The organism is Enterococcus sp. AMC2644 (assembly GCF_058216475.1).
This window is the reverse complement of sequence record NZ_CM177095.1, coordinates 1292591-1315353: the sequence shown is the minus strand read 5'-3', so window position 1 is coordinate 1315353 and position 22763 is coordinate 1292591. Positions and strand designations below refer to the sequence as shown.

The following is a 22763-nucleotide window of genomic DNA, read 5'->3' as shown; positions in this document are numbered from 1 at the left end:
ATTTTTATCCTATTTATTGATTTTAAATATTCTTGTTTAAATGATAGTATAGGGAAAGAGGAGCGATGAGAATGTTTGAATTGTTTATTTTAATGATGGAACGTGTGGGGTTAATTATTTTATTGGCTTTTTTATTGGTCAATGTTTCTTATTTTAAAAAGATTTTATTAAGTAGAGAAACCATCCATTCAAAAATTCGGTTGGTACTTATTTTTGGAGTTTTTGCCATTATTTCTAATTTTACAGGGATTGAAATTACTGCCAATCAGATTATCCCGAGTAATGTTTTAACCTATCTTAGTAATGATGCGTCAATTGCTAATACAAGAACTTTAGTCATTGGCGTTTCTGGTTTAATAGGTGGCCCATTTGTTGGTGGCGCAGTGGGATTAATTGCAGGTGTTCATCGTGTTATTCAAGGTGCGGGTTCCGGTTTATTTTATATTCCAGCATCATTACTTGTCGGTATTTTATCAGGCGTTCTTGGGAAGCGACTAACGAAAGACTATCAGTTTCCTAAAGCAACGCAAGCAGCATTTATTGGGATTATCATGGAAGTCATTCAAATGCTCTTTATTTTATTTTTTAGCGGCAGTTTTATGGATGGAGTGATGTTGGTTCGTTTAATTGCGTTACCGATGATTTTATTAAACAGTGTGGGAACCTTTATTTTTCTATCTATTTTAACTACGACATTAAAACAAGAAGAACAAGCAAAAGCGGTACAAACGCATGACGTTTTAGAATTAGCTGCGGAAACATTACCCTATTTTCGTGAAGGGCTTAATGAGCATTCTTGTCAAAAAGTTGCCCGTATCATTCAACATTACACGAAAGTTAGTGCGATTAGTATGACGGATAGTCATCAAATTTTGGCACATGTTGGCGCAGGTGATGACCATCATATTCCTGAACTGGAAGTGATTACTGAATTATCCAAAGAAGTGTTACAGACGGGGAAGATGACAATTGCCCATTCCAAAGCAGAAGTTGGTTGTTCACACCCAGATTGTCCGCTACAAGCAGCCATTGTGATTCCATTGTTGTCTCATCAAAAAATTGTTGGCACATTGAAAATGTATTTTACTGACCCAACACATTTGACACATGTCGAAGAGCAATTAGCAGAAGGTTTAGGAACCATCTTTTCTTCACAAATCGAACTTGGAGAAGCCGAACTGCAATCGAAATTATTAAAAGAAGCGGAGATTAAAAGCTTACAAGCACAAGTCAATCCACACTTCTTCTTTAATGCCATTAATACGATTTCTGCATTGATGCGCAAAGATAGTGAAAATGCCCGGCGCTTGTTATTACAGTTAAGCACTTATTTTAGAGGTAATTTACAAGGAGCTGTGCAAACCACGATTCCTTTAGAACAAGAACTCGATCAAGTGAGCGCGTATTTATCTTTGGAGCAAGCCCGTTTTCCAGACCGTTATCAAGTCGAGTTTGACATTGAAACGGGGACAGAAGATTATTATGTCCCTCCATATGCCATTCAAGTGCTCGTAGAAAATACGATTCGACATGCGTTTGGCAACCGAAAAACAAATAATCATGTAAAGGTGGTTGTTCGTAAAATTGCGACCAATTTGATTATTGATGTCTGGGATAATGGCATTGGTATTCCTGAAGATAGGCGTGTATTATTAGGCAGAGAACCCGTGAAATCTGAAAAAGGAACGGGGACTGCATTGGAAAATCTATCACGGCGTATTGAAAATCTATATGGTGGTGATGGAAAATTCCAAATTGAAAATCGACCAACTGGCGGAAGCCATGCTCGTTTGGCAATTCCAATTAAAGACTTGAGGTGAAAAATAAATGCATGTATTAATTGTGGATGATGAACCGTTAGCACGCGAAGAATTAGGCTATTTGGTGATGCAGCATCCAAAAATTACATCCACGGCAGAAGCTGAATCGGTTGAAGAAGCCATGGAAGAAATGATGGATCAAAAACCCGATATTATCTTCTTAGATATTCATTTAACCGATGAAAGTGGGTTTGATTTGGCGGAGAGATTAACGCATCTGAAAAAAGCGCCTTATTTAATCTTTGCGACTGCTTATGATGCCTATGCTTTACAAGCTTTTCAAGTAAATGCCAAAGACTATCTATTAAAGCCGTTTGAAGAAAATAAAATTCATCAAGCGTTAGATAAAGCGATTAAAGAACTAACACCAAAGCAAGCGGCTGTGACATCCAAGTTTGAAGCTATTCCGATCCAAGGAGAAGATCGCATTTATTTAGTTGCTCCTGAAGATATTTATTTAGTTTCGGTTGAAGAACGACAACTGAATATTGAAACCAAAGATCAAGTCTATCAAATGACCGGAACACTAAGCAAAATTGAACAGAAACTACCGTCTGAATTATTCTTAAAAACGCATCGTAGCTTTATTTTGAACCGGACTAAAATTCAAGAGATTCAGCCATGGTTTAATCACACACTACAAGTTATCTTAGAAAATGGTTCTCGTGTCCCGGTTAGTCGTTCCTATGTAAAAACTTTTCGGGAACAAGTCGGTTTAGCGTAGTAAAAAAACAGGTCTACTGTCTAGGTAGATCTGTTTTTTGTGTAAGTGATGTTGTTATTTTTGCATTTCATGTTAGATTTAGGGCAACTCGTGAAATTCTTCTCACAAAAATTCGTTTTCATTCTATACTAAATGTGTAGAAAACAAGAGGAGATGGAATTCATGGAAAAGAAAGTATATTCATTTTTACAACAAGCGTTTATTTTTGCACTCATTATGTTAATTGCCAACGGTTTAACCAAGGTCATGCCGATTCCAGTACCTGCATCAGTGATTGGAATGATTTTACTTTTTGTCGGTTTATGCACCAAAGTTATCAAATTAGAACAGGTGGAAGAATTGAGTAATTCGTTATCAAGAGTAATTACCTTCTTATTCGTACCGTCAGGAATTTCATTGATTAATTCCTTAGATATTATGCAACAATACGGTTTTCAAATTCTGTTTGTCATTCTTGTCGCAACTTTAGCACTTTTAGCTTCTACAGGTTGGACAGGCGCTTTCTTGTTACACATTAAAGATAATCGCGCTACTGAAAAAACAGAAAAACGCGTTCCAGTCGAGCACAAAGGAGGGGTATCATTATGAGTCCATATGTAGGTATTATCATTTCATTTGTTGTATTTGGGATTGGTAGCTGGGCATTTAAAAAAAGCAAAGGATTTTTCTTATTTACGCCATTATTTGTGGCGATGATTTTAGGTGTACTGGTCTTGAAGGTCACAGGTATTAGCTATGAACAGTATAATGAAGGCGGTAAATTTATTAGCTTCTTTTTAGAACCTGCAACCGTTGCATTTGCGATTCCTTTGTATAAAAAGAGAGATGTGTTAAAAAAATATTGGATTGAAATTTTAACGGCTTTGACAATTGGTTCATTTGGTTCATTGATTGCCGTAGTACTTGCAGGAAAATTAATTCAAATGAATCCAAGCATTATTGCTTCAATTCTACCCCAAGCGGCAACAACAGCCATTGCCGTTCCAATCTCTGAATCAGTTGGTGGCGTTGCGTCAATTACAGCTTTTACAGTTATCTTTAATGGCGTATTAACTTACGCATTAGGCCGGATGGCACTAAAATGGTTCCGTATCAAACATCCCGTTGCCAAAGGCTTAGCCTTAGGTGCAGCAGGTCACGCTCTTGGTGTAGCAGTAGGTTTAGAAATGGGTGAGACCGAAGCAGCGATGGCAAGTATTTCGGTTGTCGTTGTTGGCGTAATTACTGTTATTGTAGTCCCAGTATTTGCGACCTTGATTGGGATATAAAAAATCAGCTGATTTCTTTTGTAATTCATAGAAATCAGCTGGTTTTTTTAGTTATCATTTTCTTCCATAGCAGCCATTTTAAACATGAGAAGCGTCACAAATAGAGCAATACCAATCATAATTAATATTTGTACATGGGGATTAAACGGATGAAAGACAGTCATTACAATCAAGAGAGTTAGGAGTACAGAAAGAACTGTACGAATCATTGATACCAACCTCGGTAACCACTTTTAAATCTTTCTACTTTTATTAGTTTTTGACCATTATACGTTGAAGGTGGATAATTTTTAAAGTCGTAAGGTGTAAGAATTGCAAAAGTTGTTACAGCATCTGCAGAATCAACTTCCTCCGCATGTGCTATTTGACTACCACTAATAATACAAAACATGAGTGCCGCAACAATGATTTTTTTCATTTAGTTCAGCTCCTTATCTATTTTTAGCTGATTGTACTATAAATTGAATAGTAAAAACGAAAAATGTCGTAAACGTTAATTATTTTGTCCTGAACGTCAAATGAACGTACAAATTTATCCTATCTATGTGTTAAAATCGTCAACTTTTGTGTAAATAACTGATTGTCAATTGTTGATTCTAATAAAAGGCTAGGAACTTGTCGAATTAAATTATCTACTGTACTTAACCCAAGTCCACGATGATTGCCTTTTGTTGAGACACCATTTGTTTTAAGCTGGTACAAAGGTTCAATGTTTGCTCGTGTTCTATTTTGAATAATAAATATAGTCTCTTGTTCCAAAGTAAAAATCGCAATTTCTAGATCGCCTTTGTTCAAGTCAATGAGTTCTTCAATCGCATTATCTAATAAGATTCCAAATATTCTTACAAGGATAACCGGATCAACAGAGGTTGGTAACTGGACTGTCTCGCTAATTTCTAATTGAACAGAGATACTTTTTTCTTGGGCTAACAATAACTTTGTCATAAAAATACTTCGAATAGCAGGATCTTCAATTTTCTGTAGGTCATTTAACTTAGTAAAGTGTTCTGAAAAGATGGCCCGAGTTGGTTGAATATATTGATGGTAATAACTTTTTAATTCAGACATCTGATCAAGTTCCATATAGCTTTCCATCGATGATAAAATGTTAATATAATCATGACGAAATTTTCGAATTTCTTGGTATTGCTTATTTAATTCTATTGTATAAAGTTGCATAGCTTGATATTCAAGCTCTTTTTTCTGTGTTTCCAAAGCTAATTTTTGATGACGTTTGAGCATGACAATACTGATAATGCCACTGATAACTAGCAAAACAATAAAAATATTGAAAATACGTAAGAGTGTTTCTAGCTTAAAGTCAGTTGGACTTATTCGGATATATTCACTTAGCTTATATAACTGATAACTAAAAACCACTATAAACAGCAGGTATCCGCTGAAGACACTCAGCTTATTTGTAAGTTTGGGTAGTAAGAAACGACGAATAAGAAATGCCAGAGAGCTATTGAGCGTTAAAGCAAACCAAAACCAAAGAAACATCAATAAGTTGTTTCCACTTAAGATAATTTTGACAACGATATCGGTGAAGAGATAGTTAAAAACAAAAGCTAAAAGATATGCTAGTGCAAAATGAAATAATATATTTCCAAATAGTTGTGCCCGGTTATTCATATAGGATAGGGAGAACAACAGGACAAACAAAACCAGTGTGTCTATAGGTGAAATATAAATACTCAAGTTGTATGAAATTATTAAGATAATACTCGCTAAGAACAGGTTATATTTTTTTAAAACAGGAAGTTTATCTAAAATAAGAAAGTTGAAAAAAATTTGAATGACATTTGAAGCAATCAATAAATAGAACATTGAAATCTACCTCCAATATGAAACGAATGGCTACGAAATTATAGCATGATTTTTAAATAGTTTATACAGCAACAATAAAAACATGATTCAAAAGGAATGGAATCATGTTTTTAGTCAATGAGCTTACGCTTAAAGTAGCTTATGTTTCGGTTAATGTTCTACTTAACTGACTCAGTTTCCGAAAAGATGCCCAACAAGTTTCGCCATTTTTAAACGTTAAACATCGATTTTTGGTATCGACTTGTATGATATTTTTTTGATTTGCAACAAATGACTTATGGACTCTTACAAATTCTGGCGCTAATTTTTCAACTTCGGTAATCGTACCATAAAACTCAACTAAACTATTGGTTAAATGTAATACCAGCTTGTGGGAACCTGGCGATGTTTCAATAAACATAATGTCTGCTAGTTCAAATAAGCGGATTTGACTACCAACTCGCAAACGAATGTGTGTGTCATCTTTTTTATGTTCAGCTAAATAATGTTTTTTTGCTTGATTCAGTGCGTCTTTTATTCGAGAAGCTAGTTCTTCAGGATCATCTTTGACAATATAATCCATTGCTTCAACTTTGTATTTAAAAGTTAGGGGAGCTAACTCGCCATGTGTGGTAATAAACACAATCTTACTGTCAATACATAAATCGCGAATCTGCGCCCCTAATTGAATACCATCTAGTGTATGATTTAAGTCAATATCCAAAAAGAAAATGCTTTGCGTCTGGGGATTTTGGTGCAAATAGTCTAATAATTCTTCTGGATCGGCTGTGCTTAATGTTAAGTTCATATCTATATCTTCCATTAAAAGGAAATTATTAATGATTGTTTCTAATCTTGTTCGCTGAATTAAATTGTCTTCACAAATAAATACGTTAATCATTTTTTTCCTCCGATGATTCAAGTGAATTAATTTCCCAAAATTATATCATGATTTATGAGTAATAAAGGTAAAATATGAAAAAAACTATGAAAAGTTTATCGCTCTATAGATTTTCTTTAAAGATAGTGTTATTTAAGTCTATTTCTAGCAAAAATAATAGAAATTATGACGTTCAGGCATGAATTCGCTACGTTTAGGACATTTTTGGTTATAAGCAATAAAAATTTGTTAAACTAACGTGGTATAGAATCAGAAACTGCTTAATCAGACAGCGAACAGGATGTCTGGTCAAGCAGTTTTTTGTTAGAAAATACTTTTCACTATAGGATAAAAAAACTTTAAGAATGGGTCGTTACGCTTATTGTGAGAAGGGGTGCCGATTATTAGATTTTTTAGGTGGGAGTGTCTTCTTTTTGATACCGATCAGAAATGATGGGCAGTGATTGGACCTGCATGCGCGAGTTTATTCTGTTACTGGAGTGATTTTTTTCGAGCTAGAATGAAAAAAACGCTTATCGCTTTTTGATGTGATAAGCGTCTTTTATTTTGTTCTACCAGCTCATTAATAGTTACGTAGTAATAATTGTGTTGTTAATAATTGCAACATTTCTTTGGCTTCACCCTCTGGTAAGGTTTCAATATCAACCAGTGCTTTTTGCGTGTAACGACGAGCAATCTCTTTTGCCATTTCGACACCATTGTATTTTACAACTAAGTCTGCTACTTCTTGGGATTCTTCAGGTGTAATTTTGTCTTCCTTTTCTAAATAAGGTAAGAAGATCTCTGGTTGTTTCGCTTTTGCTAAAAGCAAAGGTAAGGTGTACACACCTTGTACTAAATCTTCTAAAATTGGTTTTTTAAGGGTTTCTTCATCGGCAGTATAGTCTAAAATATCGTCATACACTTGAAAAGCAATTCCGATATTTCGTCCAATTCGACCAGCGATACGTTGCACATAAGCTTCAGCATGACCGAAATGTGCGCCTTGTGCACAAGCTAACCAAAATAATTCAGCGGTTTTACCATTGACACTGCGTAAATAGTCACGAATAGTTTCTTTTTTATTATAACGTGTGTGCATTTGATCGAGCTCACCTAATAATAAACGATGCATTGAACGGGCATTGATGGCTAAAAATTTCGAACCATTCATCGTCTCAATAGTTAACTTAAAGAACTCTGTAAATAATAAGTCGCCTGTATAAACGGCAATATCTTTACCATAGCGTGATTGGACAGTTTGTGTCCCTCTGCGCAATGGAGAATCATCAATGATGTCATCATGAATCAGTGTTGCCATGTGAAGTATTTCAATAGAAGCTGCGATTTTAATTAATTGCTCTTCGTCTTGTTTTTCAGGGTCTCCCAAGGAAGCGAATAACAAAAAGAAAGCTGGTCGCAAATATTTTCCGCCAGCTTGTGAAAAATCAATCAGCGTTTCTTGAATATCTTTATTACGAACTCTCATTTGTTTCTCTATTAGTGAGCAAACGATTTGGAGTTTATTTTGAATAGTGGGATAATCGTTCCAGTAAGATAGCATGTTTATAACCCTTTCGATGTTAGATAGTAGTTCTATTTTAACTTATTTTCGTTCAAAAAGGCAATGTAATGCTGTCCAAATTTAGAAAGGGGTGTCTGATGTCACTATCTGTTTTTTTAGAGCTCGTTGAGATGAAAGCAAAAACTGCCAGCGTCCTACCGTTTTTGATCGGACTTTGTTATAGTTGGTATCATTATGGTACGCTGCATCTTGGTTATGTCCTCGTTTATTTTGTTGCAATGTTTATTTTCAATATGGCAGTAGATATTTTAGATAATTATAACGACTATCACCATGCAACAGAAGGACATGATTACAAACAAAAAACGAATATTATTGGGCGTGAAAATTTATCGCTACGTTTAGTGTTTTGGTTAATGACGAGCATGATTATTATTTCAGCAGTCTTAGGGATTGCGCTAGCAGCTATTGTGGGCTGGCCATTATTATGGATGGGATTGTATTGTTACTTAGTCGGTATTTTTTATTCTTCTGGACCTAGACCATTATCGAGTCTACCGCTTGGAGAATTTTTCTCTGGATCGACTATGGGCATCATGATTTCATTTATTTGTGTGTATCTGAATACTTTCGAAACATTTCATTGGAATTTTTCTGAAATATTCAGTATCTTTATAATTGCGTTGCCTAATACAATGTGGATTGCGAACTTAATGCTTGCAAACAACATTTGTGATAAAGAGGAAGATGAAAAAAATGAACGTTACACCTTAGTTCATTACTTAGGAAAACAACGTTCAATCAATTTATTTGTAGGTATGAACATCCTAGCTCTTCTAGGAATCATCTTATCCGTAGTGCTAAGTCTTGCACCAGTTACGGTATTATTAACATTTTTAGTTGCGCCATTTATTTGGAAACAGCTAACTCTTTTTAGAAACAAACAGGTAAAACGGGAAACATTTATTTGTGCCGTGCGAATTCTCGCTGTAGGTTCAGTAGCACAAGTAATCACCTACTTGTTAGGTATCCTTATATAATAAATAATATTGAAAAGAAAGAAGTGGAAAAGTTATGAAGGAAGTAGCGATTTTAGGCGCTGGGTACGCTGGGTTACGAGCTTTATATGAATTACAAAAGAAAGCAGCAGGAGCATTTCACATTACATTAGTGGATCGTAATGCTTACCATTATGAAGCAACCGATTTACACGAAGTTGCTGCAGGTACACAACCAAAAGAAAAAATTACTTATGACATTAAAGATGTTGTTAATCCTAAAGTAACTACATTTATTCAAGATGAAGTGCTAAAAATTAACGCAGATAAAAAAGAAGTTGAGTTGAAAAATAACAAAGCTTTACATTACGATTATTTAATTATTGGTTTGGGATTCCGTTCAGAAACGTTCGGTATTTCAGGTGCAGAAGAAAATGCATTGGAAATGGTTAACATCGAATCAGCAGTAAAAATTTATGAACACATTAAAAATGCAATGGCAAAATATAAAGAAACAAAAGATAAAAAATATTTGAAACTAGTTGTTTGTGGTGCTGGATTTACAGGTATCGAATTAGTTGGTTCTCTTGTTGAAGCGAAAAAAGAATACGCAAAAATTGCTGGTGTAACTCCCGATGAAATCGAAGTTTATTGCGTGGAAGCAGCACCAACAATTTTACCAATGTTTAATGATGAATTGACAAACTATTGCTTGAAACATTTAGACAAATGGAATGTTCATCTAATGACAGGTTGCGCAATTAAAGGAATCAAACCAGAGCATGTTGTGTATGCAAATGGCGACACTGAAAAAGAATTAGAAGCAGCGACAATTATCTGGACAACAGGTGTGAGTGGCAGCTTTGTTATGGGTGAATCTGGTTTTGAAGAACGTCGTGGTCGTGTAATGGTTAGCGATAACTTAACAGCACCAGACCATGATGATATTTACATCATTGGGGACGTTGCTGCTGTTATGGATAAGGAATCAAATCGGCCTTACCCAACAACTGCACAAATTGCTTTAAAAATGGGTGAATACACAGCGAAGCATATTCTTAGCCGCTCAAAAGGACAAACTCTACCAGGATTTGTTTTCAAATCTGCAGGTTCTGTCGCTTCAATCGGTAACACGCATGCATTTGGTATGGTTGGAAAAACTGGCGTTAAAGGTTACCCAGCTTCATTTATTAAAAAAATGATTATGAATAAATCATTGCTTGAAACAGGCGGTGTGAAAGAAGTAATGGCGAAAGGCCGTTTCGACTTATATCATTAAGCCGAAAAAATTAAACTGCCAAACAGAATTTCTGTTTGGCAGTTTTTCTATGCAAAAGATACATAGTGTAAAATGGTTGTTTAATTTCTTAGCACACTGGATAATAAATAGAAAGCGGTTACTGTATAAGGAGGAAAAAGGATGAAACCCAATATATTATTTATTTTAACAGATCAGCAACGGAAGGATACTTTGTCGACATATGGGAACCTGCCATGTACAACCCCTAATTTAGACGAATTAAGTGAAGAGTCCTATGTTTTTGAGAATGCTTATACAACGTGTCCCATTTGCACCCCTGCTAGGGCATCGCTACAAACCGGCTTGTATCCTATGCACCACGGGATGCTAACAAATTCTTATAACTATGGCAATATGGTACAAGAACTAGCAGATACTCCTGAATTGTTGAGTCGTCAATTGGAAAAAATGGGCTATCAAATAGGCTATACTGGCAAATGGCATCTAGGTTCAGGTGTCGACAATGTACAAAAAGATGCATATATTCAAAAATATATGGGGGATATTCAATTTGCAGAATTTGGTTTGCGAAATGATGCGTTACCAACCACAGTTGGTTATACAGGTGATGATTTTCCGGGACACGGATTTGGTGGTCACTACTACCCTCAATTTCAAGAGTATTTGGCAGAAAATAACCTAGATTTTAAAATTGAACACATTATCAATGGGTTTTATCAACAACATCAAGCAGGTGTTGTAACTACTGGGGTAGAAACGACTATCGAAAGTTTTTTAGTTCATCGCACGAAGATGATTTTATCTGAATTTCAAAAAGAGCAAGCACCGTGGTATTTCCAACTGAACTTTTGGGGACCACACGAACCCTATTTTGTCCCTCAAGAATTTTTGGAACCATACAAAGAGCTAGAAATTCCTGCGTGGCAAAATTTCGATGACAAAGGCGCATTGAAACCGCGCATTCACGATGTTAAACGTGGTGATTTTACCACCTGGGCAGAAATTGAACCTGTTGTTAAACATTATTTTGCAGGGGTATCGCATATCGACTATCAAATTGGTGAAGTTATTCGCTATTTAAAAGAAAACGAATTATACGATAATACTGTCATTATTTTTAGCGCTGATCATGGTGAGTCTTTAGGTATTCATGATGGACTTTGTGATAAAGCGATATTTATGTATGACGAAACCGTAAGCATTCCTTTGTTTATTAAACCAGCAAAATCACAAACTCGTCAGGAGTTGACGGAGTTTGTTACGAGTTGTGATATCTATTCGACCATTTTAGACTATGCGGGTGTGTCTGAAGAACAACGAGAACGTGATGGTCAATCGATGCGTCCGTTAATGGAAAATGCTAGCCTTGTTTGGCCAGAGACTGTTGTGACAGAATGTTCAGGAATTGGTAGTATCTTATTTTCACAACGTATGATTCGTAAAAAAGACATCAAATATGTGTTTAATTGTGGGGATGTTGATGAATTATATGATTTAGCAAGTGATCCATACGAAATGGATAATAAAATTGAGCAAGAAGCTTATCACGAAACGTTACAAGAGATGCGACAAGCCCTCAACGATTGGATGATAGACAATAATGATAACTTGATTTTTGAATATCAAGCATTGCGTATGCGAGGTGTTCATCGATGAAACTGATTTCTGGTGGAGAATATTGGATTGGGACCAATCAACCAGATGGCTATTTACAAGATCGAGAAGGTCCTCAAACACTGATACAAATGTCTGATTTTTGGATGGATGAAACGACGGTCACAAATGAAGAGTTTGCGAAATTTGTGGCAGAAACAGGTTATGTAACTGATTCAGAGCGGTTTGGCTGGTCATCAGTTTTCAGTTATTTTGTTTCTGAAAAAGACAAGCAACGGGCGATTATTCAAAATTCGAATTGGTTTGCAGTTAGTGGGGCAAATTGGCGACATCCTGAAGGACCAGAAACAACGCTTATCAATCGGTTCGATCATCCAGTTGTCCAAGTATCGCGAAACGATGCGATTGCTTATTGCCAATGGGCGAATAAACGCTTGCCGACAGAAGCTGAGTGGGAAATTGCAGCTAAAGGCGGAACAACTTTTGAACGCTATCCTTGGGGAGAAGAATTCCTAGCTAATAATCAACATCATTGTAATATCTGGCAAGGAAAGTTTCCTCGTGAAAATACACAAGCAGATGGATTTTTAGCCACTGCTCCTGTTCAAACATTTGAACCAAACGGCTATGGACTTTATCAAATGATTGGAAATGTTTGGGAATGGTGTGTAAATCCTCAAAAAATAGCATTGACAGAGTTCCAGACAACTAATGGAGCTGAATTTTGGCAAGAATATCAGCAAATAGATGATGAAGCATACGGTATACGTGGGGGATCATTTTTATGCCATGCTTCGTATTGTAAAAGATACCGAATTGCTGCTAGAAATGGGAATACAGGAATGTCTGCAAGTAACAACATGAGCTTTCGTTGTGTGCGAGATGTAACAAACCGATGAACAATTATTCATCGGTTTGTTTTAATTCTTCACATAATTGTTCATAATTAACTGTCTGGTCTGAGGAAAATAGGCGATAATGCAAGGTGTCATTGGTTCCGTCATGTAAAATTACTAAACGTTCTTGCTGTGGTTCAAAAGGGCTCATCGAAAAGACGGTAAAACAATCATCAATAATTTCGATGTCACGTAATGATTTAGATAATACTTTGCGAATATGGTGGACTTTTTTGATTCGCTCATCGGCTTTTTCTACCGCTTTTTTTAATGTAAAACCTTCTTCTAAATAATATTTGATTAATTCAACTTTTACGACAGTAGGCAATCGATAACGACGGGCAGTATGATTTTTATCAGTAACTGAAGTAATCCAACCTTTTTCTTCCCAATAGCGTAGTTGCCTTGGTGACGTACCACTCATTTCGCTTAACTCACTAATGCCTATCAATAAATCATCACTATCTAATAATTGTTTTACTAGAGAAGGTTTCATTTTTTTTCCTCATTTCCATAGAGTTTCTTCCTTCATTGTACTTTTAATTACACACGTGTCAAGTTAGTTGACAAAGTTTAAAAAAAGGAATAAAGTATGCAATGCTGAACAAGAAAAAGGGAGATGAACAAATGAGCAGCAAACAACCTTTAGATATTTACGGAAAACCTTATAATCGTACATTATTAGTTGCAATTTTATTGATTGGGACATTTTGTACAGTATTAAACCAAACATTATTGACTACTGCTTTTCCAGCGTTAATGAAAGCATTTGATATTACGGCATCAGATGTTCAGTGGCTAACAACGGGATTCTTATTAGTAAATGGAATTATGATTCCAATTAGTGCATGGTTAATCAATAAATTTAGCTCTCGAAGCTTGTATTTATTCGCAATGACAGTCTTTCTCTTAGGGACTTTGGCATGTTTTATGGCGCCAAACTTTGCGACATTATTAGTAGGGCGTTTGATTCAAGCCAGTGGTGTAGGTCTTTCAATGCCTTTGTTACAAAATATTATGTTATCTATTTTTCCACCAGAAAAACGTGGAGCAGCGATGGGAATGTCGGGTGTTGTTATTGGTTTAGCACCAGCTTTAGGTCCGACATTGTCAGGCTGGATTATTGATCATTATTCTTGGCGTGAATTATTTGGAATGATTTTGCCGATAGCTGTAATTGTTTTAATTTTGGCTTTCTTCCTAATGCGTAGTGTGATTCCATTGTCTAATCCAAGTATTGATATCTTATCTGCTTTGTTATCAAGTATCGGTTTTGGTGCCTTGCTGTATGGTTTTTCAAGTGTTGGGAACAAAGGCTGGGATAGCCTAGAAGTCTTAGGATTTATTGGAGTGGGGATTGCCGTAATCGGCTTATTTGTTTGGAGACAATTACGCTTGCCGGAGCCATTCTTGGAATTACGTGTCTTTAAATCACCCATTTTTACAATCGCTGCGATTCTATCAGGCGTGACTAATATGGCGATGATTGGTGCGGAGATGGTTGTACCATTATATATTCAAAATATTCATGGTGAAACGGCCTTCCATTCTGGGTTAATGTTATTACCTGGTGCATTAGTTATGGGGGTTATGATGCCAGTAACCGGTGCAATTTTTGACAAATATGGGGCACGTCGTTTAGCAATTGTAGGGATGATTATTTTAACTGCGGCAACTGCACCGTTTGCCTTTCTAACAGCCTCAACACCAATTATGTACATTATGGTATTATATGCTATTCGGATGTTTGGGATTTCAATGGTTATGATGCCAGTAACCACATCAGGAATGAATGCTTTACCAATGAACTTAATTAGTCATGGGACAGCTGTAAATAATACCTTCCGACAAGTGGCTAGTTCAATTGGAACAGCTGTTTTAATCAGTGTCTTAACAAATGTAACGACTGCGAATTTACCAGAAGAAGCGATGTTAGACAAAACACCGCTTGCTTATAAAGAACAAGCATTGAATGCAACATTATCTGGTTACCATGCAGCATTTATGGTTGCAATTGTCTTTGGTTTAATTGGTGTTGTGGTAGCGTTCTTCATTAAAGATAGCAAGCAACCAATCGAGGTTGAAGCAAAGGAGGTTAACGCATGATTATCTTCATTCTACTTTTAAGTGTGGTCGGTTTTGCGTTTACCTTCGTACTTGCGAAAAAAACTTGGCAAACCAGTGTGGGTATCGTCTGTGGTGGCATTTTTATTTTGTCATTACTGTTGATCACTGCAAACTTTGTGAGTCATTTTGGAATGAAAAAAGTTTCAGAAACGCAATCAATTGAACTTGTTTCTAGTGCTGATGGATTAGACGTATTACTTTACCAACCCTTAGGAGACGGTTCTGAAAAAGTCTACTTGTATCAAACACCTGACACCAAAGAACCGAAACCAACAGATACGGATTATGTGACTAATACTGTAACTGAAGGTACACCACCAGAATTAGTCACAGAAACAAGCTATTGGGAATATAAAAATGATTTGTATCAATTATTCTTCGGAATTGTTAATAACAATCATGAGTTTATCAAAGCAGCAAATACTTTTAATATACCTGAAAATTGGGAAGTGTTAAGTGTTGACCAAATGAAAAAATTTGGTGAATTAGCTAAAGAACGCCAAGCTTCTTTTAAAGAAGATGCCCAAAAAGAGATCCAAGCAAAAATGATGGCAGCTATTCAAAAAGATCCATCGTTGGCAGCTGATGAAACGAAACAACAAACAATGATTGATCAATGGACTGCTGAAATTCAAGCAAAAATGATGCAAGATTTGTTAAATGAAGTGAAATAAAAAACGACCCCCAAAAGTTAGACCAAAAAATCTAGCTTTTGGGGGTCGCTTCATTTCCTCTCTATCGTTCGGTTCTTTTCTTGTACATAAATTAATCTCACGACTACTGATTATTTAATGGTGATATTGCCACTTTCAATCGAGGCATTGAACGTGTGTGTGGCGTTTTGATTACTTTCAAAAGAAGTTGCTGTTTGTTTGCCTGTTAAATTTGGGACGGTTACTTTACCATGCTCTGTTTGTAAGGAAAAGTGCGTGTCTTGTAAGGTTGATTTCGTTAATTCTAAAGCAAGATCACCGTACTCACTTTTGATGTTATTTTCACCAGTGAAGCTGACATGTTGCCCTTTGATATTACCGCTTTCGGTTTTAAATTGAGTATTGTTAAACTGACTATTATCTAGTGTCATATTGCCGAATTCAGTGTGGATGTCCCCATTTTGAATAGTTGTTCCTTCAAAGGTTAAATTACCTGCTTCAGAATGCATGGTCAATTCTTCAATCTGAGTATCGTTAAAAATAGAATTACCTGCTTCATTAAAGACTTGTAAAGAATTAATTTTTGAATCTATCAGTGTTAGTTTTTGGGAATGAAGTGTTGTATGCTGTGCTTGTAACTTACTGATAGACACAGATCCAGCTTCAACATTGATTTGTACTGTCTCAAGTATCTTTTCTGGAAGATATAAAGTGATGGCAGTTTGATCTGCTTTGCTAATCGTTTCAAAATTAAATAAATGATTGATAAAAGAAATATCAATAAAGTAGTTTTGTGAATGATTTTTTTCTAAATAGAGCGTATGGTCTTTTTCTTCGTAGTTGAGAGCAGAAGCAACATCAGGATTGGTGCTGATATAAGAAAGATACGCTCGATTATCAGTCGAAGGTTCAATAATCAAATTAGCAAAGTCTAACTGAACTTCTAAGTTTTGGAAAGCTTTCAAAGGTTCCTTTATTAACTCAATGTGTTTAACCGTTTGTTTTCCTTTTAAATTAAACTCATTTAAGTTTGCGTGTGTAACATAATTTTTACCGCCTAAAATAAAACCAAAAGCCATTAAAACAAAACCAATGCCAATAAAAGTCAACGCAACTTGACGCTGTAGAAATTGTTTCATGAATGACGCACCTGCTTTCTAGTTAAGCGAGTCACAAGAGTTAGTGTCCAATGTTTAGCAACTTTCCAAATTAAAGGAATCAGTGGTAATACTAGAAGACCAATTCCAATAAGTAGCATTCCTAAACCAATTAAGGTCACACCACCTGGAAATGAAAAAGGAAGTGCCACAAAGCCACGTAAAATTAGTTTGCCTGCTACTAGAAAATCAGCAACCAGTAACGAAGCAAATGCCAATAATAAGCTAAACAATACTAAAATTCCTGAGAATAATAGTAAAAAGGCAGTTAGTGCGACAGGAATTCCAATAGGTGCTGCGAAAATTGCTAAAAGGGCTAACCAAAAGGTCCGCTTCATGGACCAACTTCTGAGGGGCGCGTGTGTTTGTTTTTCTACTAATTGATTGAGCAATTCACTAGCAGCTTGTTTAGGTGTTCCTAATTCATTGATAACCATTTGTTCATTTTCAATTCCCGCTTCATCAAAATACTCAGTGAAATAATCAATAGCATCAATATACTCTTCCTGGGGAAGTTTCTTTAAGTATTTTTTTAATTGCTGTAAATAGTTTTCTCGATTCATCCTCGAACGCCTCCTTCAATAATTGCATCCAAACTATCACGATAATTTGACCATTCATGTCGTAGAAATTGTAAATGTTCTTTTCCAACAGAGGTCAGTGAATAATATTTTCTTTTTCTTCCTTGAAAAATTCGGGTATATGTTGTTAAGTACTCACTTTTTTCCAATTTTTTTAGAATTGGATAGAGAGTGGATTCTTTGATATCAGCAACTAATTTCACTGTTTGGCTAATTTCATATCCATAAGAATCTGCCGTTTCTACGACTGACAAAATGATACATTCAATCAACACAGACGATACGGGATAATACATTTTTTTCACATCCTTGATATATCAATCTTTTTTTATATATAAAAATTTTATATATATAATTTATATATATCCTACTATGAAATTATTTAAAAAGCAAATAGAATTTTATGGATTATTTGTTGACAGTTGTAGACGATAGTTGTATAGTGAATATATAAAGATTACATTAGTAAACAAAGAGGTGCTTTCTATGGAAATTTCAAATGCGGAATGGCAAGTGATGCGTATTATTTGGTCGCAAGAACAAACGACTAGTAGAGAGATTACGCAGTTGCTACAAGAAAAATTTCATTGGACCACTTCAACGGTTAAAACGTTATTAACGCGTTTAGTTGCAAAAAAATTTGTAGCTACCGAGAAAGTCGGAAATCGTTTTTTATATAGCCCTTTAATTACGGAAGAAGCTAGTGTGTTAGCAATCAGCCGGGAAATTTCTGATAAAGTGTGCAAGAAAAAAATGCCTCTGGTTATTATGGATTTAATTCAACAAAATGAGTTAACGTCAGAAGATGTTGCCGATTTGATAAAAGCTTTGCAAGCAAAAGAGGTTGTTGAAAAGAATGCTTGTCATTGCCTTCCCGAAAATCATCAATGTTAGGAGAGAAAAAAATGAAAGAGTATAGTATTGAAGGGATGACCTGTGCGTCATGTGCCCAAACGGTTGAGAAAGCCGTCAAAAAAATCGAAGGTGTGCAAGAAGCAACTGTCAATTTGGCAACAGAAAAGCTTAGTGTAGCTGCAGAACATGTTAGTGAAGAACAAATTAAACAAGCGGTCACTGCTGCTGGTTATCAAGTGGCTGATTCAACGATTGAGCAAACATTTACTATTGAGGGAATGACCTGTGCGTCATGTGTTCAAACAGTTGAAAAGGCTACACAAAAAGTTGCTGGAGTTAAAGAAGTTTCTGTTAACTTGGCAACAGAAAAAATGATGGTTCGCTTTAATCCAGAAGAAGCATCCACTTCGGCGATTGTAACGGCCGTTTCAGATGCTGGTTATCAGGCAACTTTTGGAGAAGAAACATCTAAAAATGATAAGAAAGCTGCTTATATTCAAGAAATGTGGTTCCGATTTTTATGGTCTGCAATTTTTGCAGTGCCATTATTATACATTGCCATGGGTCCTATGGTTGGCTTACCTTTACCTAGTTTTATTCACCCAGATCATAATGTGACTGCGTTTGCGATTTTACAATTAGTTTTAACCTTACCGATTGTTTATGTGGGGCGCTCATTTTACACAGTTGGTTTTAAAGCATTGGGTAAAGGTCATCCCAATATGGATTCACTGATTGCGATTGGTACATCGGCTGCTATTTTACAAGGAATGGTTATGACAACACTTTTAGTTATGGGGAAAATTGTCATTCATCATGGCAACCATCCTGATTTATATTTTGAATCAGCAGGCGTCATCTTGACATTAATTACTTTAGGAAAATATTTTGAAGCAGTATCAAAAGGCAAAACCTCTGAAGCTATTAAAAAGCTCATGGATTTAGCACCAAAAACGGCGCGTATCATTCGCCAAGATCAGGAAATTGAATTACCAATTGAACAGGTTCAAGCAGGCGATGTTGTAGTTGTACGTCCCGGTGATAAAATTCCTGTTGATGGTATTATTCTTTCAGGAAATTCTGCTGTGGATGAATCGATGTTAACCGGTGAGAGTATTCCTGTTGAAAAACATCAAGGCGATACGGTTATTGGGGCCAGTCTCAACAAGAATGGCTCTTTCCATTTCAAAGCAACAAAAGTAGGCAAAGATACAACATTATCTCAAATCATTCGTTTGGTGGAAGATGCACAAGGTTCAAAAGCACCAATCGCTAAATTAGCAGATAAAGTATCCGGTGTATTTGTACCGGTAGTAATTGTGTTGGCAATCTTATCTGGGTTAGCCTGGTTTTTCTTAGGACAAGAATCATGGGTCTTTGCCTTAAGTATTACAATTTCTGTATTGGTTATTGCTTGTCCATGTGCGCTTGGTTTAGCAACACCAACAGCAATTATGGTGGGGACAGGTAAAGGCGCAGAAAATGGTGTTTTGATTAAAAGTGGGGATGCATTAGAAGCAACTCAAAAAGTTCAAACGATAGTTTTTGATAAAACAGGGACAATCACAAAAGGGAAACCAATTGTGACTGACATTGTTACTTATAACAATGTCACAGAAGAAGAGGTTCTTGTGCTAGCTGCTTCAGCAGAAACGGGTTCAGAACATCCATTAGGGGAAGCTATTGTTGAAAGTGCAGAAACACGCGAGCTACCGCTAAAAAAATACACAGATTTTCAAGCGATTCCGGGACATGGAATCGCAGTTACAGTTACAGATAAAGCATTGCTACTAGGTAATCAAAAACTAATGAAGGAAAACCAAATTGATTTATTAGATGCTGTCACAAGGGCAAATCAATTAGCTAATGAAGGCAAAACGCCAATGTTTGTCGCAGCTGATGGACAATTAATCGGAATTGTCGCAGTTGCAGATACGCTTAAAGAAAATAGTGTTGCAGCGATTGATAAATTGCATCGAATGGGACTTCAGGTGGCAATGATTACTGGTGACAACAAGCGAACAGCTGAAGCAATTGCCAAACAAGTAGGAATTGATCGTGTATTTAGTGAAGTGTTACCCGAAGATAAAGCAAAAGAAGTGAAGAAATTACAAAATGAAGGATTACATGTTGCGATGGTGGGTGATGGCATTAACGACGCCCCTGCCTTAGCCCAAGCCGACATTGGGATTGCGATTGGTTCTGGAACGGATGTCGCAATTGAATCTGCCGATATTGTCTTGATGCGCAGTGATTTGATGGATGTACCGACTGCAATTGAATTAAGTCGGGCAACGATTAAGAATATTAAAGAGAATCTTTTTTGGGCATTTGCTTATAATGTGTTAGGTATACCAGTAGCGATGGGGCTTTTACATCTTTTTGGCGGCCCGTTGTTAAATCCAATGATTGCTGGAGCAGCAATGAGTTTTAGTTCAGTTTCTGTTTTGTTAAATGCCTTACGTTTAAAAGGGTTTAAACCGAAAAAATAAACTTAAGATATTCATCAAGGTAATATGCTCCCTCTATATAGGACTTTCGCATTTCAGTGTCCTATATAGGGGGAGTATAGTTATTTTGTTTCCTTTTGTTATAGTGACAAGCAGCATATTACTTCTCTAAAATTTTTTCAAATACCAGCAATCCATCGTATCATGTCCGCTTGCACCTAAAGGACTTTCTAAGCGTTCAAATTGATTTTTTTCGTATAAGCGTAAAGCTTTCTCCATTGTTGAAAAAGTTTCTAAATAAATCCCTTGATAGTATTTTTTGGCAAAATCAAGTGCATGAGACATCAGCAGTTGTCCGTAACCTTTTCCTTTGGCACTAGAGCTTAGGTATAATTTTTGGAGTTCAGCAATATTTTCGGTAAAAGGTACAACACCAATACCACCAATTAATTGATTGTTTTCAATAAGCACCCAATACTCTGCATGTAGTATTTGCTGATAAAATTCGTATAGCTGATCTAATTCAGGGTCAAAATACGCTGTACCGGGAATATCTAATTGGTAATCTTCGAGATTTTTGCGAATAATTTTTGCCATCATCGCATTATCTGTTTCTTGTATCGGACGAATTATCATTTTTTTGCTCTCCATTCCATTTGTCAAATTATCAGAAAATAATACTGAAAATCCTTCTTTTATACTTGAAAATTTCAGAAAATTCATGTAAAATTTTGAAGGTTTAACTAATTTTATAGAGTTGGAGATGGTTTTGCAATGTCTAAGTATCAACGAAAAGTTTTAGTATCTACTTCTGCTGGAATCGCATTAGAAAATATGGATATCATGTTTCTGGCTTTCTCGCTTTCTTCTATCATTTCAACCTTTGGAATTTCAGGAACACAAGCGGGTTTAATTGCAACAATCACCAATTTAGGAATGTTAGTCGGCGGAATCTTTTTTGGGTTAATGGCGGACAAGTATGGTCGTGTCAAAGTTTTCTCGCAAACAGTTATTTTATTTTCGATTGCGTCATTATTAATGTATTTTGCATCAAATATTTATTTAGTGTATTTATTCCGTTTTATCGCTGGAATTGGTGCTGGTGGGGAATATGGGGCATGTATGTCGTTAATTTCTGAAACATTTCCCAAAAAACACTTAGGAAAAGCGACTTCAATGGCTGGAATTGGTGGTCAAGTGGGGGCTATGTTAGCAGCCATTTTAGCATCATTGATTATTCCAACACTTGGTTGGAAAATGTTATATGTGATTGGGGTTTTACCAGTTTTTATGGTCTTATTTATTCGTCGCGATTTAAAAGAACCAGAAGCCTTTGAAGAAACACAAGCAAGTGGTCGTAACACGAGTTTATGGTCATTATTTGCCAATCCTAAAACAGCATGGCAAACAATTGGTTTAACTGCAATGGTTACTGTGCAAATTGCTGGTTATTTCGGTTTGATGAACTGGCTACCATCGATTATGCAAACACGTTTGGGCTTGTCTGTATCAGGTTCTTCTTTATGGATGGTGAGTACTATTTTAGGAATGTCTGTAGGAATGCTAACGTTTGGAACAATTATGGATAAAATTGGCGCCAGACGCTCATATATGATCTTCTTAGTCTGTTCTGCACTGTCGGTTTATTTATTAGTCTTAGCTAAAAATCAATGGACCTTAATTACCGCAGCAGTTATAGTTGGTTACTTTATCAATGGCATGTATGGCGGCTATGGTGCCATTATTAGTCGATTATATCCAACGGCCATTCGCGCAACTGCGAATAATTTTATTATGAATTTGGGTCGTGCGGTAGGTGGTTTTTCTTCGATTGTCATTGGCTTTTTAATGGATAACTACAACTTACAAGCTGTAGTCTTATTCTTATCATTAATTTACTTAGTTAGTTTAACAGTATTGATGACCATTCCAGGTATTAAAGCTTTAAATGAACAGATCTAAAAAGGAAGTCCAACATTAAAGAGATTGTATCTTTTAAAAGTGGTAGAAAGCTTTTTATTTTAGGCTTTCTACCACTTTTCATTTGTCTGAATATCTCTTTTTATGAATAACATTGGTGCTAGGACCAAGTGAATAAAAGAATGCATGAGTGTCTGTATCTCTTTAAAATAAATCTAGATGGAA

23 protein-coding genes are annotated in these 22763 nt (G+C 35.9%); 13 read left to right on the top strand and 10 right to left on the bottom strand.

From position 1 onward, the window contains the following. Positions 1-71: 71 nt before the first annotated feature. The 4 genes from AC4BC5_RS06440 (at position 72) to lrgB (ending at position 3812) form a co-directional block, all read left to right on the top strand. Complete coding sequence (locus AC4BC5_RS06440; RefSeq protein ID WP_490497292.1) at positions 72-1820, top strand: LytS/YhcK type 5TM receptor domain-containing protein; 1749 nt, start codon at positions 72-74, stop codon at positions 1818-1820. A 7-nt stretch (positions 1821-1827) separates the two neighbouring features. After that, positions 1828-2544: a LytR/AlgR family response regulator transcription factor gene (locus tag AC4BC5_RS06435; RefSeq protein WP_490497290.1), complete on the top strand. Its 717-nt coding sequence runs from the start codon at positions 1828-1830 to the stop codon at positions 2542-2544. Positions 2545-2706: 162 nt separating this feature from the next. After that, complete coding sequence (lrgA, locus tag AC4BC5_RS06430; RefSeq protein ID WP_490497289.1) at positions 2707-3132, top strand: antiholin-like murein hydrolase modulator LrgA; 426 nt, start codon at positions 2707-2709, stop codon at positions 3130-3132. Then, the gene (gene lrgB, locus AC4BC5_RS06425) at positions 3129-3812 is read left to right on the top strand and encodes an antiholin-like protein LrgB (RefSeq protein ID WP_490497288.1); all 684 of its coding nucleotides are present in this window, start codon (positions 3129-3131) and stop codon (positions 3810-3812) included. The genes lrgA and lrgB overlap by 4 nt, the downstream gene beginning before the upstream one ends. A 47-nt stretch (positions 3813-3859) precedes the next feature. Here the strand turns inward: lrgB and AC4BC5_RS06420 are convergent, their stop codons facing one another. From AC4BC5_RS06420 to AC4BC5_RS06400, 5 genes are all read right to left on the bottom strand, one after another. After that, positions 3860-4021: a hypothetical protein gene (locus AC4BC5_RS06420; RefSeq protein ID WP_490497287.1), complete on the bottom strand. Its 162-nt coding sequence runs from the start codon at positions 4019-4021 to the stop codon at positions 3860-3862. Continuing rightward, positions 4018-4230 (bottom strand): hypothetical protein, encoded by a 213-nt coding sequence (locus AC4BC5_RS06415; protein ID WP_490497286.1) that lies wholly within the window; start codon positions 4228-4230, stop codon positions 4018-4020. The genes AC4BC5_RS06420 and AC4BC5_RS06415 overlap by 4 nt, the downstream gene beginning before the upstream one ends. 119 nt (positions 4231-4349) lie before the next feature. Continuing rightward, positions 4350-5642 carry a GHKL domain-containing protein gene (locus AC4BC5_RS06410; RefSeq protein WP_490497285.1) on the bottom strand — a complete coding sequence of 431 codons (1293 nt, stop codon included), beginning with the start codon at positions 5640-5642 and terminating at the stop codon, positions 4350-4352. A gap of 139 nt (positions 5643-5781) precedes the next feature. Beyond that, complete coding sequence (locus AC4BC5_RS06405) at positions 5782-6522, bottom strand: LytR/AlgR family response regulator transcription factor (RefSeq protein WP_490497284.1); 741 nt, start codon at positions 6520-6522, stop codon at positions 5782-5784. Positions 6523-7084: 562 nt separating this feature from the next. Beyond that, complete coding sequence (locus tag AC4BC5_RS06400) at positions 7085-8065, bottom strand: polyprenyl synthetase family protein (protein ID WP_490497283.1); 981 nt, start codon at positions 8063-8065, stop codon at positions 7085-7087. Positions 8066-8163: 98 nt separating this feature from the next. Between AC4BC5_RS06400 and AC4BC5_RS06395 the strand changes: the two genes are divergently transcribed. The 4 genes from AC4BC5_RS06395 (at position 8164) to AC4BC5_RS06380 (ending at position 12798) form a co-directional block, all read left to right on the top strand. Further along, positions 8164-9066, top strand: a complete 903-nt coding sequence (locus AC4BC5_RS06395; protein WP_490497282.1) for a prenyltransferase — start codon at positions 8164-8166, stop codon at positions 9064-9066. A gap of 34 nt (positions 9067-9100) precedes the next feature. Continuing rightward, positions 9101-10303, top strand: coding sequence for an NAD(P)/FAD-dependent oxidoreductase (locus AC4BC5_RS06390; protein WP_490497281.1), 1203 nt, complete (start codon positions 9101-9103; stop codon positions 10301-10303). Positions 10304-10444: 141 nt separating this feature from the next. Beyond that, the gene (locus AC4BC5_RS06385; protein ID WP_490497280.1) at positions 10445-11941 is read left to right on the top strand and encodes a sulfatase family protein; all 1497 of its coding nucleotides are present in this window, start codon (positions 10445-10447) and stop codon (positions 11939-11941) included. Further along, entirely contained in the window at positions 11938-12798 is an 861-nt protein-coding gene (locus AC4BC5_RS06380) for a formylglycine-generating enzyme family protein (protein ID WP_490497279.1), read from the top strand. Before AC4BC5_RS06385 ends, AC4BC5_RS06380 begins: the two co-directional genes overlap by 4 nt. 4 nt (positions 12799-12802) lie before the next feature. On the opposite strand, the gene AC4BC5_RS06375 is transcribed toward AC4BC5_RS06380, so the two are convergent. Further along, positions 12803-13291, bottom strand: coding sequence for a MerR family transcriptional regulator (locus AC4BC5_RS06375; protein ID WP_490497278.1), 489 nt, complete (start codon positions 13289-13291; stop codon positions 12803-12805). 131 nt (positions 13292-13422) lie between these two features. On the opposite strand from AC4BC5_RS06375, the gene AC4BC5_RS06370 reads away from it, so the two are divergent. Next, positions 13423-14901 carry an MDR family MFS transporter gene (locus AC4BC5_RS06370; protein WP_490497277.1) on the top strand — a complete coding sequence of 493 codons (1479 nt, stop codon included), beginning with the start codon at positions 13423-13425 and terminating at the stop codon, positions 14899-14901. Further along, on the top strand, positions 14898-15596 hold the full coding sequence (locus tag AC4BC5_RS06365; RefSeq protein ID WP_490497276.1) for a DUF4811 domain-containing protein: 699 nt from the start codon (positions 14898-14900) through the stop codon (positions 15594-15596). Before AC4BC5_RS06370 ends, AC4BC5_RS06365 begins: the two co-directional genes overlap by 4 nt. Positions 15597-15706: 110 nt before the next feature. On the opposite strand, the gene AC4BC5_RS06360 is transcribed toward AC4BC5_RS06365, so the two are convergent. From AC4BC5_RS06360 to AC4BC5_RS06350, 3 genes are read right to left on the bottom strand one after another with little or no spacing between them, the layout of a single operon-like run. Beyond that, positions 15707-16714, bottom strand: coding sequence for a DUF4097 family beta strand repeat-containing protein (locus AC4BC5_RS06360; RefSeq protein WP_490497275.1), 1008 nt, complete (start codon positions 16712-16714; stop codon positions 15707-15709). Then, positions 16711-17295 (bottom strand): DUF1700 domain-containing protein, encoded by a 585-nt coding sequence (locus tag AC4BC5_RS06355; RefSeq protein ID WP_490497274.1) that lies wholly within the window; start codon positions 17293-17295, stop codon positions 16711-16713. The genes AC4BC5_RS06360 and AC4BC5_RS06355 overlap by 4 nt, the downstream gene beginning before the upstream one ends. Beyond that, positions 17292-17609: a PadR family transcriptional regulator gene (locus AC4BC5_RS06350; RefSeq protein ID WP_490497273.1), complete on the bottom strand. Its 318-nt coding sequence runs from the start codon at positions 17607-17609 to the stop codon at positions 17292-17294. The genes AC4BC5_RS06355 and AC4BC5_RS06350 overlap by 4 nt, the downstream gene beginning before the upstream one ends. A 190-nt stretch (positions 17610-17799) precedes the next feature. Between AC4BC5_RS06350 and AC4BC5_RS06345 the strand changes: the two genes are divergently transcribed. Next, a complete protein-coding gene (locus tag AC4BC5_RS06345; RefSeq protein WP_490497272.1) occupies positions 17800-18207 on the top strand; it encodes a CopY/TcrY family copper transport repressor in 408 nt (135 codons plus the stop codon). Positions 18208-18218: 11 nt separating this feature from the next. After that, on the top strand, positions 18219-20660 hold the full coding sequence (locus AC4BC5_RS06340) for a heavy metal translocating P-type ATPase (RefSeq protein WP_490497271.1): 2442 nt from the start codon (positions 18219-18221) through the stop codon (positions 20658-20660). Positions 20661-20786: 126 nt separating this feature from the next. Here the strand turns inward: AC4BC5_RS06340 and AC4BC5_RS06335 are convergent, their stop codons facing one another. Further along, the gene (locus AC4BC5_RS06335; protein ID WP_490497270.1) at positions 20787-21254 is read right to left on the bottom strand and encodes a GNAT family N-acetyltransferase; all 468 of its coding nucleotides are present in this window, start codon (positions 21252-21254) and stop codon (positions 20787-20789) included. A gap of 138 nt (positions 21255-21392) precedes the next feature. Here AC4BC5_RS06335 and AC4BC5_RS06330 point away from each other — a divergent pair, with 138 nt between their 5' ends. Then, the gene (locus tag AC4BC5_RS06330; protein WP_490497269.1) at positions 21393-22580 is read left to right on the top strand and encodes an MFS transporter; all 1188 of its coding nucleotides are present in this window, start codon (positions 21393-21395) and stop codon (positions 22578-22580) included. The last annotated feature ends 183 nt before the right edge of the window (positions 22581-22763 follow it).

Coding starts and splice junctions, on each gene's coding strand:
- AC4BC5_RS06440 (WP_490497292.1), top strand. CDS start 72: ATGTTTGAATTGTTTATTTTAATGATGGAACGTGTGGGGTTAATTATT.
- AC4BC5_RS06435 (WP_490497290.1), top strand. CDS start 1,828: ATGCATGTATTAATTGTGGATGATGAACCGTTAGCACGCGAAGAATTA.
- lrgA (WP_490497289.1), top strand. CDS start 2,707: ATGGAAAAGAAAGTATATTCATTTTTACAACAAGCGTTTATTTTTGCA.
- lrgB (WP_490497288.1), top strand. CDS start 3,129: ATGAGTCCATATGTAGGTATTATCATTTCATTTGTTGTATTTGGGATT.
- AC4BC5_RS06420 (WP_490497287.1), bottom strand. CDS start 4,021: ATGATTCGTACAGTTCTTTCTGTACTCCTAACTCTCTTGATTGTAATG.
- AC4BC5_RS06415 (WP_490497286.1), bottom strand. CDS start 4,230: ATGAAAAAAATCATTGTTGCGGCACTCATGTTTTGTATTATTAGTGGT.
- AC4BC5_RS06410 (WP_490497285.1), bottom strand. CDS start 5,642: ATGTTCTATTTATTGATTGCTTCAAATGTCATTCAAATTTTTTTCAAC.
- AC4BC5_RS06405 (WP_490497284.1), bottom strand. CDS start 6,522: ATGATTAACGTATTTATTTGTGAAGACAATTTAATTCAGCGAACAAGA.
- AC4BC5_RS06400 (WP_490497283.1), bottom strand. CDS start 8,065: ATGCTATCTTACTGGAACGATTATCCCACTATTCAAAATAAACTCCAA.
- AC4BC5_RS06395 (WP_490497282.1), top strand. CDS start 8,164: ATGTCACTATCTGTTTTTTTAGAGCTCGTTGAGATGAAAGCAAAAACT.
- AC4BC5_RS06390 (WP_490497281.1), top strand. CDS start 9,101: ATGAAGGAAGTAGCGATTTTAGGCGCTGGGTACGCTGGGTTACGAGCT.
- AC4BC5_RS06385 (WP_490497280.1), top strand. CDS start 10,445: ATGAAACCCAATATATTATTTATTTTAACAGATCAGCAACGGAAGGAT.
- AC4BC5_RS06380 (WP_490497279.1), top strand. CDS start 11,938: ATGAAACTGATTTCTGGTGGAGAATATTGGATTGGGACCAATCAACCA.
- AC4BC5_RS06375 (WP_490497278.1), bottom strand. CDS start 13,291: ATGAAACCTTCTCTAGTAAAACAATTATTAGATAGTGATGATTTATTG.
- AC4BC5_RS06370 (WP_490497277.1), top strand. CDS start 13,423: ATGAGCAGCAAACAACCTTTAGATATTTACGGAAAACCTTATAATCGT.
- AC4BC5_RS06365 (WP_490497276.1), top strand. CDS start 14,898: ATGATTATCTTCATTCTACTTTTAAGTGTGGTCGGTTTTGCGTTTACC.
- AC4BC5_RS06360 (WP_490497275.1), bottom strand. CDS start 16,714: ATGAAACAATTTCTACAGCGTCAAGTTGCGTTGACTTTTATTGGCATT.
- AC4BC5_RS06355 (WP_490497274.1), bottom strand. CDS start 17,295: ATGAATCGAGAAAACTATTTACAGCAATTAAAAAAATACTTAAAGAAA.
- AC4BC5_RS06350 (WP_490497273.1), bottom strand. CDS start 17,609: ATGTATTATCCCGTATCGTCTGTGTTGATTGAATGTATCATTTTGTCA.
- AC4BC5_RS06345 (WP_490497272.1), top strand. CDS start 17,800: ATGGAAATTTCAAATGCGGAATGGCAAGTGATGCGTATTATTTGGTCG.
- AC4BC5_RS06340 (WP_490497271.1), top strand. CDS start 18,219: ATGAAAGAGTATAGTATTGAAGGGATGACCTGTGCGTCATGTGCCCAA.
- AC4BC5_RS06335 (WP_490497270.1), bottom strand. CDS start 21,254: ATGATAATTCGTCCGATACAAGAAACAGATAATGCGATGATGGCAAAA.
- AC4BC5_RS06330 (WP_490497269.1), top strand. CDS start 21,393: ATGTCTAAGTATCAACGAAAAGTTTTAGTATCTACTTCTGCTGGAATC.